Source organism: Sporolactobacillus terrae DSM 11697 (assembly GCF_000648615.1).
Classification (GTDB): Bacteria; Bacillota; Bacilli; order Bacillales; family Sporolactobacillaceae; genus Sporolactobacillus; species Sporolactobacillus terrae.
Window position 1 is genome coordinate 21,331 of the sequence record NZ_JFZC01000067.1, and the last position, 8,793, is coordinate 30,123.

An 8,793-nucleotide genomic window follows, 5' to 3' on the forward strand; every position below is an offset into this window, starting at 1 on the left:
GAGGGTGTCTCTTAGCGTCGGGACACCCTTTTCTCATAGGTAAAGGAGGTCGATGATTTTGGATATGCAGAAATGGGACTAGCGGTATAGCACTAATCAAGTGATGATTCAGGATTGTTTGTAATAGAAAACAGCGAGCTGCGTTCGATCACGCAAAGCCAATTTATCCAAAATCGAACTGATGTAATTACGCACCGTGCCCTCGCTTAAATAGAGTTCTTGCGCAATTTCACGATTTGATTTTCCATCTGCTACCAGCCTGATCATCGCGAGTTCGCGGCTGCTAAAGTGATAATCGCTGAGGTTTGGCTGTTCATTTGACTTCATCAGAGACGGAATCTTATCAATGATTGCGTCACCAAAAACGCGCTGACCGCTAAAAACGGCCTTGAGTGCAGGGATAATACTTTCAAAATTTTGCTTAAGAATGTAGCCCTTAGCGCCAATACGCAGGGCTTCAATGATGTATTCATCATCTGAAAAGGTGGTCAAAAACAATACCTTCGTCTTAGGGGCTTGATTCATTAAACGTTTTGCAGCCTCAATTCCAGATAGGCCATCCATTCGAATATCAATTAAGAGCAGATCCGGACAAAGCCTCTGGCAGAGGTGCAGGGCTTCAGCTCCTGAGTATCCCGAACCGACAACCCGAATCTCCGGATCAGTCTCCAGTATTGTATTCAGCGAAGACACAACCAGTCGGTCATCATCCACAATGATCACATTCATGATCGGTTTTCCTCCTTAGGAATTGAGATAAAAAGCATAAATCCATTTTTATCGTCGATCGTGAAAATGCCGTGAAAAGCCTCCACACGCTCTTGAATATTCTTCAACCCCATTCCTTGGCCCTGCCAATTGCCGGGCACTTGCCCATTGTCATGGATGATGAGCTGATAGAATGCCGGGTGCTCACGCAGCGTTGTTTCAGCATGGGTGGCGTTTGAATGCCGAACAATGTTGGACAAGGCTTCTTTAACAATTGAGATCAGTGCATAAGTGAGTTTGCTCCCGGGAGTATGCTGTACCGCAAGGTCAAGGGTCATCGGACAGTACGTGAATTTCCGGATCAGCTTGTCGAGTTCATGCTGCAAATTGATCGACTCATCATGCAGATTATGAACGCTTTTGCGAATGCTTGTCATTGCTTCTGTTAAAGTGTCCTTCAGTTCGATCAGCCCACCAGTTGTTTGCGGCTTTTGTGAGACAGCGAGCAGGGCACCGGTTTGCAGCAACGCGCGCGACAGCAAATGACCAACGTTGTCATGAATCTCTCGTGCGATGCGATTACGTTCCCCTAGAGTTGCCATGGTCAGTTCGTTCGTTTGCTTTTTAAGCAAGTTCTGATTCTGACGCTTCAGTTGCCGAGCCATTTCTTTGGTGGTATCTCGCAAATAGTAATGACGGCGGATCAGCTGCGCCAACGCCTTTGTACGAAACCGCAGAAGTATGGAGAAAAGAAATAGGACGCAGAGCCCTAAATCAATCTGCAGCGTGCCAAGCGGCCAGAACTTCAGAAAGGGAAGTAAAGCTAACAGACAGATCCACTGCTTTTTCGAGTAAAACATGTCATAAAGTGCGAGTGGCAGAAACACGCACAGCCAAGGCAAAAACAAGCTTATGAGCAAAAAGAAACCGACAAGAAACAGGTGGAGGCGTTCTTGATGAAAATAGCTAAGAAAGCAAGAAAAAATAATCGTCAGTAAAAATGGGAGTACATCATAAGCAAAGGGTTTTCCTGTCAGAAACAGAATAGAGCAGCTTAAGAGCAAGACCAGTTTATCGATAATCGAATTCATCGCGCATATCCGTCCTGATTTATTCTTTTACTTCCTTTATTTAACCATGTTTTATGCATCCAAACAATTTATGACGTCCGAATGATGACAAATGTCATGGCGATTGATGATTGGCGACACTGATGTGTCCAGCAGCGATCAATTAAACTAAAGGTAAACCGGAAGGGGGATACCTCATGATCATTCATGTGAAAAATTTGCTAAAAAGATATGGGGATCTTGTTGCACTCGATCACCTATCGCTGGATATAAAAGAAGGCGAAATCTTTGGCTTGCTTGGCCCCAATGGATCGGGGAAAAGTACAGCCATTAATTGTATTTTGTCGCTGCTGCGCTTTGATAAAGGAGAAATTGAAATATTCGGTAAAAAAATGACGCCGGATGCTTATGAGAGCAAGCGTAACATTGGCATTGTGATGCAAAATGTCGCCGTTTTTAATGAGTTAACGGTCTATGAAAATATCGATTATTTTTGCGGGCTGTATGTGCATGATAAATCAGAAAGAAAGCGGCTTGTGGAAGAGGCGATTGATTTTGTTGAACTGGGGAACTTCAAAAAGTTTCATCCCAAAAAATTAAGCGGTGGTTTGCTGCGGCGACTAAACATTGCCTGCGGGATTGCACACCGGCCAAAACTGATTATCCTTGACGAACCAACCGTTGCGGTTGACCCGCAAAGCCGCAATAAAATACTCGAAGGCATCGCGCGCTTAAATGAACAGGGCGCAACGATTGTCTATACCTCGCATTACATGGAGGAAGTCGAGCAGTTATGTTCACGAATTGCCATATTGGACAAAGGACGGGTGATTGCATCCGGAACGCAAGAAGAGCTGAAAGCGATGATTACGCTTGGCGAGAAAATTACGATTGAAGCCTTCTCGATCAATGAACACGAGCTGCAGCAGCTGCGTGAGCTTTCTGGCGTTCTCTCTGTTCAGTGGGTTGAAAAACGGCTGGTCATTAAGTCTGGAAAGAAAGCAGGAAGTCTTGAAGCGGTGCTTGATTTCCTAAAAACACATGAGATCGGGTTCGGACGTATTTACTCAGAACTGCCGACACTGAATGACGTCTTTCTTGAAATAACCGGCAAACAGCTCAGGGATTGAGGAGGAGGTTACGCGATGTTCATGCATATTTTTTTCTATCGTTTTAAATGCCTGATCAGAGATAAGCAGCTGGTATTTTGGACGCTTCTTTTTCCGATCTTGCTGGGAACATTCTTTTACATGGCATTCAGCAATCTGAACGATGAAGCATCGTTTCATCCGATTCATGCCGCGGTGGTTCCCAGCGGCAACAGCCACTATGATGCACCGTTTGTAGATGTTCTGCGCAGCGTTTCGAAAGGAAAAAATCGTTTGTTCATGATGAAAACAGCTGCCAGTCAGGCAGAAGCTGATCGATGGTTGAAAGCAGGGAAGATTGACGGTTATTTCTCGAGTGGCGAAACGATTCAATTAACGGTGAATGAATCCGGACTCAATCAGAGTATTATGAAAAGTTTCGTTGATCAGTACCGTACAAGTAGTGCCGCGGCAGCGCAGATTGCCAAGGACAATCCGAATGCGCTGCAAAACGGGTTGCTGCAAGACTTGAGCGATCATCGCAGTTATGTTAAAGAGGTTTCCGGAGGCGGCGCGGAACCAAATAATGTATTGAATTACTTCTATACTTTGATCGCGATGGCTTGTTTGTACGGAAGCTTCTGGGGAGCGAAGGAAGTCATGGATATTCAAGCAGATCAGACGGAGCGTGCCGCACGAGTCAATACAGCGCCGATTCATAAACTCAAGATGTTTATTGCCGGTAGTCTGGCTGCATTGATTATTCTTTTTGCAGAAATTCTTATTCTGTTAGCTTATTTGCGGTTCGGGCTGAAGATCGATTTTGGTCCGCGTACAGGACTCGTGGTGCTTACCGCTCTGTTAGGAAGTATTCTTGGTATCTCATTCGGAGCTTTTATCAGTGCTGTCGTCAAGGCGGGCGAAGGGTTAAAAATTGCTTGCCTTATTTTCGTGACGATGGCCGGTTCCTTCCTGTCTGGCATGATGTATCAGAACATGAAATATATCGTTTCTCAGTATGTTCCGCTTCTTTCATGGCTTAATCCGGTCAATTTGCTGACGGATGCGTTTTACGCGCTTTATTACTACGATAACTTGTACCGCTTTGCATTAAACGCGGGGATGATGTGCCTTTTTATCATTGTTTTCTGCGCGGGGACTTATCTGATCATCAGGAGGCGAAGATATGCCCGTCTTTAACGTGTGTTTGAAAATTTTTCGGAAAAATTGGCTCTCGGTCTCGATCTATGTCGTTATCTTTTTGGCGATCGCAATTTTGATTTCAGCAACCAGTGTATCGGACCAGCCGACGACCTTCGCGCAAAAGAAAGCACGAATTGCCTTCATTGCAGAAGAACAGACGCCACTTGTCAAAGGGTTTCGCAAGGAGCTTTCGCGTAGTACGATGATTGTTGCTTTGCCGGACCAATCCGAGAAGCTTCAGGATGCGCTCTATTTTCGCCAGGTCACTTATATCCTGCGTATTCCTAAAGGGTTTACGGAAAACGTGCTTAGCGGTGGAAATATGCGACTGGAAAAAACGGTTGTGCCGAATTCGATTGAGAACACCTATGTGGACCTCAACGTTGATCAATATTGGAATCTTGCCCGGCTCTATGCGACCCATGAACCGGGGATCAGTCAGGACGGCTTGGTCAGCCGCTTAAAAGCAAATTTATCCGGCACTACTCCGGTGTTCATGAAAACAGAAAACGCGGCGAAAACTTCAGACAGCTTCTCAATGTTCTATTTTAATTTCCTTGCTTATACATTGTCCGCAGTGCTCATTATGGGAATTTCGACGGCAATGATGGTCTTTCGAAGACGCGATTTGCGTATGCGTCACTATTGCTCGCCGCTGAAGCCAACAAACATCACGATGCAGCTTCTTGCAGCGAATTTGCTGTTTGCCGGCGCTTCATGGGCGGTATTGGTCGGTTTTTGTTTCCTTCTTGATCCGAAAAGCATCGCCACAATAAATATGCTCTATTTCCTGATCAATTCGCTTTTGTTTACCGGATGCATCGCAAGTCTCAGTTATCTGATCAGTACGGTCTTAAAGAGTCTTAATGCCGTCTCAGCGGTATGTAATCTGATCACATTGGGCACGTGTTTCATTAGCGGTGTTTTTGTTCCACAGGAATTTCTTAATAGCACCGTACTCAAAATTGCCAGCTTCACACCGACCTATTGGTATGTTCAAGCAAATACCAAAATCGCAAAATTAACCCATTTCTCATGGGACCATCTGGCACCATCTTTGTACAGCATGTTGATTATGCTTGCTTTCACCGGGGCCTTCATCGCTGTCGCTCTGGTCATTGGAAGAAGACAGCAAGCGACCAATTAATTTCAGCAAAGGATTCATAAAAAGATAAAAAGAATTCATCTGAAATTCATTTTGGTTTTGTATGGTAAACCTAAGACCCGCGTGATTAGGTCTTAAGGCGTAGCGGCTTTAAGTCTGAGGGATCTAGCGGGCAAAGTCAGAGTTGTTTACAATGAATGAAGGTTGTTTCATAGCCATAATTGTATAGGAAAAGGTGGAGTGAGTGGGTGCGAAAAATAATCGCGTTTTCAATGAAGAATAAGCTGGCTGTGTGGCTGCTGACGCTCGTTGTCATTATCGGCGGGATCTACGCCGGTACTACGATGAAGATGGAAACAATGCCGAATTTTACCATACCTGTCGTCAGTGTTTCAACAATGTATCAGGGCGCATCGCCAGATGAAGTCGACAACAGTGTGACCGAGCCGATTGAGCAGAAACTTCAGGCACTGCCCGGCGTTCAGAATGTGAGTGCAACGTCGTCAACCGGTATGTCTGCCGTTGTTGTTGAATATGATTATAGTCAAGATATGGACAAAGCAACAGATGATATTAAAGAAGCCGTTGACCAGGTGAGCCTGCCAGATCAAGTATCGACGCCAACTGTTGCGCGCATCAGCATGGATTCGATGCCCGTTTACAGCTTAAGTGTTTCCGGCAAGGATATGTCGCTGGATCAGTTGAGTGACCGTGTCGAAAAAGATCTGCTTCCATCCATTCAGGGCGTCGACGGAATTTCCTCGGTCACGTTATCTGGACAGCAAACTGAAAGTGTTCAGATCTCTTTTAAAGCAAATCAATTGAAGAAATACGGAATTACTCAAGATACAGTCGTAAATTTGATTAAAGGAAATAATGTATCGGCTCCGCTTGGCCTCTACACGATTGATCAAAGTCAGAAATCAATTGTTGTCAGCGGAAATATTAAATCTGTGAATGATCTGAAGGATATGCGGATCCCCTATACACCGCAACCAGCGCTTAGCGGGCAGGCACAACCGGGCACTGCAGCCCAGCAGCAAACCGCAAACGGAGCGAGCACGCAGCAAAACGCGGGCCAGACTCAGCAGGATGCAAGCGCGCAAGCCGATTCGGCTTCAGGCGCCCAGCAAGCTGCAGCAATCAAACTGCCGACAGTCAAACTTTCTGAAGTGGCAAGTGTAGCGCTCCAGAAGAAAGCTGAATCGATTTCCCGTACAAACGGTGAACGCTCCATCGGTTTGTCTGTTGTAAAAGGTCAAGATGCAAATACGGTTGACGTTGTGAATGACGTCAAAGCGAAAGTGGCAGCATTTAACAAGTCCTACCCAGACATTCAAACGGAATCAATGTTTGATCAGGGCCAACCCATCGAGCAGTCAGTAAAAACAATGGTGGAAAAAGCGATTTACGGTGCGCTATTTGCAATGCTAATCATTTTGCTTTTCCTGAGAAATATCCGCACGACCTTAATCTCGGTCATTTCCATCCCGCTTTCATTACTGATTGCTTTGATTGTGCTGAAACAAATGGATATTACGTTGAACGTTATGACACTTGGTGCGATGACGATTGCGATCGGGCGTGTTGTTGATGACTCTATAGTTGTCATCGAGAATATTTACCGGCGAATGTCGCTGTCTACAGAAAAACTAAGAGGTAGGGAATTAATCCGCGAAGCAACTCATGAAATGTTCGTTCCAATTCTTTCTTCGACAATTGTAACGATTGCGGTGTTCTTGCCGATGGCCCTCGTATCAGGCGTTGTCGGGCAGATCTTTTGGCCGTTTGCCTTAACGATCGTCTTCTCCCTACTCGCTTCGCTTCTTGTCGCGATCACGATCGTTCCAATGCTTTCGAACAGTTTCTTTAAGAATGGTTTGAAGAAAAAGATCAATCATGAGGAAAAACCAGGAAAAATTGCCTCAGGCTATCGGAAAATCTTGAACGGCGCTTTGAATCATAAGATGCTTGTCTTTGGCGCTGCAGTACTTGTCTTTGCAGCAAGTTTGTTTCTCGTGCCGCATATCGGCGCAAGCTTTATGCCAAGCGACTCGGAAAAAGAATTAATCATTACTTATAATCCAGATCCGGGACAAACCGTCAAGGATACGCAAAGGGCTGCAGAGGAAGCTGAACGCTATTTGGAATCAAGCAAGTATATGGATAAAGTGCAATATTCGATTGGCGGCTCTAGTTCTTCGGCAATGTTCCAATCATCCGATAATCAGGGGCTGTTCTTTGTTTCTTACAAAACAAGCACCCCAAATTTCGAGGATTTCCAGCAAAGAGTGCTTAAGGGCTTAAATGCCCGTGCTGATCATGGTCAGTTTAAATTCCAAGACTTTGGCTCCGGTTCAAGCTCGAATACGCTGACGCTCTATGTGTATGGCGATTCAATGAATCAGCTTCGCCCGGTAACAAGCGACGTCTTAGATGTTGTGAAAAAGGATAAAAATTTCACGGATGCGGACTCCAGTCTTTCAAAGGCCTACGATCAATACACGATGACAGCCGATCAAGCAAAACTTGGCCAGAATGGTATTGCCGCCGGACAAATTGCACAAACACTGCTCGGATCAAGCGGAATGACCAATAATCAGGCACTAACCACAATCAAGCGGAATGGTGATGACCTTAAGGTTTATTTGAAAACCTCAGGCAATACAAATCTGAAGTCGCTGGACGAACTGACCGATCAAACCGTTGCATCACCAACGGGTCAAAATGTGAAGATCAGTGACTTGGCCAAGGTTGAAAAAGGAAACTCACCGCAAACGATCACAAAACGTGACGGTAAGCTCTATGCTGAGATTTCGGCAAAGGTGACGGCAAAGAACGTATCCGGGGCAACTGCCGATTTGCAAAAGCAGATTGACAAACTGGATCTTCCAGATGGAGCTAGCGTGTCTTTCTCCGGAGTAACCGAACAGATGAACGACTCCTTCAGTCGGCTCGGTTTCGCCATGCTCGCTGCGGTGATCATTGTCTACTTCGTCCTTGTTGTGACTTTTGGCGGCGGATTGGCACCGTTCGCCATTCTGTTCTCACTGCCTTTTGCAATTATCGGAAGTTTGGTTGCCCTGCTGGTCAGTGGTGAGACGATCAGCGTGTCGTCAATGATTGGTGCATTGATGTTGATCGGTATTGTTATTACTAACGCGGTTGTCTTAATTGACCGAGTCATCCACAAGGAAAAAGCAGGATTAAGCACACGCGAAGCATTGCTCGAAGCAGCCGGTACGCGTATCCGACCCATTTTGATGACCGCAATTGCCACCATCTGCGCGCTGATGCCACTTGCATTCGGCATGGAAGGAAGTGGCGGTTTGATCTCTAAAGGATTGGCGGTTACCGTTATCGGCGGAATCACGAGTTCGACACTCTTGACCTTACTGATCGTGCCGATTGTCTATGAAGCATTGATGAAACTAAAAAGTAAAAGGACACATAAAGAAGACACAACAGTAAGTGACTAATGACATTCAAAAACTGCTTCGACCCATTTGGTTGAAGCAGTTTTTTTAACAGCTTGAATTTACACTTTAAGTGCAACACTTAGAAAATTAAAAGGACCCATCGCTGAGTCTTCCTGTACAATAGAATTGCGACAAACTAT

6 protein-coding genes are annotated in these 8,793 nt (G+C 45.4%); 4 read left to right on the forward strand and 2 right to left on the reverse strand.

Annotated features, from left to right (window positions below):
* Nucleotides 1-108: 108 nt before the first annotated feature.
* The gene (locus tag AA84_RS0113065; RefSeq protein WP_028977573.1) at nucleotides 109-729 is read right to left on the reverse strand and encodes a response regulator; all 621 of its coding nucleotides are present in this window, start codon (nucleotides 727-729) and stop codon (nucleotides 109-111) included.
* Entirely contained in the window at nucleotides 726-1,799 is a 1,074-nt protein-coding gene (locus AA84_RS0113070) for a sensor histidine kinase (RefSeq protein ID WP_028977574.1), read from the reverse strand. The genes AA84_RS0113065 and AA84_RS0113070 overlap by 4 nt, the downstream gene beginning before the upstream one ends.
* 176 nt (nucleotides 1,800-1,975) lie before the next feature.
* On the opposite strand from AA84_RS0113070, the gene AA84_RS0113075 reads away from it, so the two are divergent.
* The 4 genes from AA84_RS0113075 to AA84_RS0113090 all read left to right on the forward strand — a co-directional run bounded on the left by AA84_RS0113075 (nucleotide 1,976) and on the right by AA84_RS0113090 (nucleotide 8,653).
* Nucleotides 1,976-2,908 carry an ABC transporter ATP-binding protein gene (locus AA84_RS0113075; protein ID WP_028977575.1) on the forward strand — a complete coding sequence of 311 codons (933 nt, stop codon included), beginning with the start codon at nucleotides 1,976-1,978 and terminating at the stop codon, nucleotides 2,906-2,908.
* 15 nt (nucleotides 2,909-2,923) lie between these two features.
* The gene (locus AA84_RS0113080; protein WP_028977576.1) at nucleotides 2,924-4,066 is read left to right on the forward strand and encodes an ABC transporter permease; all 1,143 of its coding nucleotides are present in this window, start codon (nucleotides 2,924-2,926) and stop codon (nucleotides 4,064-4,066) included.
* Entirely contained in the window at nucleotides 4,053-5,216 is a 1,164-nt protein-coding gene (locus tag AA84_RS0113085) for an ABC transporter permease (protein ID WP_028977577.1), read from the forward strand. Before AA84_RS0113080 ends, AA84_RS0113085 begins: the two co-directional genes overlap by 14 nt.
* 206 nt (nucleotides 5,217-5,422) lie before the next feature.
* On the forward strand, nucleotides 5,423-8,653 hold the full coding sequence (locus AA84_RS0113090; RefSeq protein WP_028977578.1) for an efflux RND transporter permease subunit: 3,231 nt from the start codon (nucleotides 5,423-5,425) through the stop codon (nucleotides 8,651-8,653).
* Nucleotides 8,654-8,793: the final 140 nt, after the last annotated feature.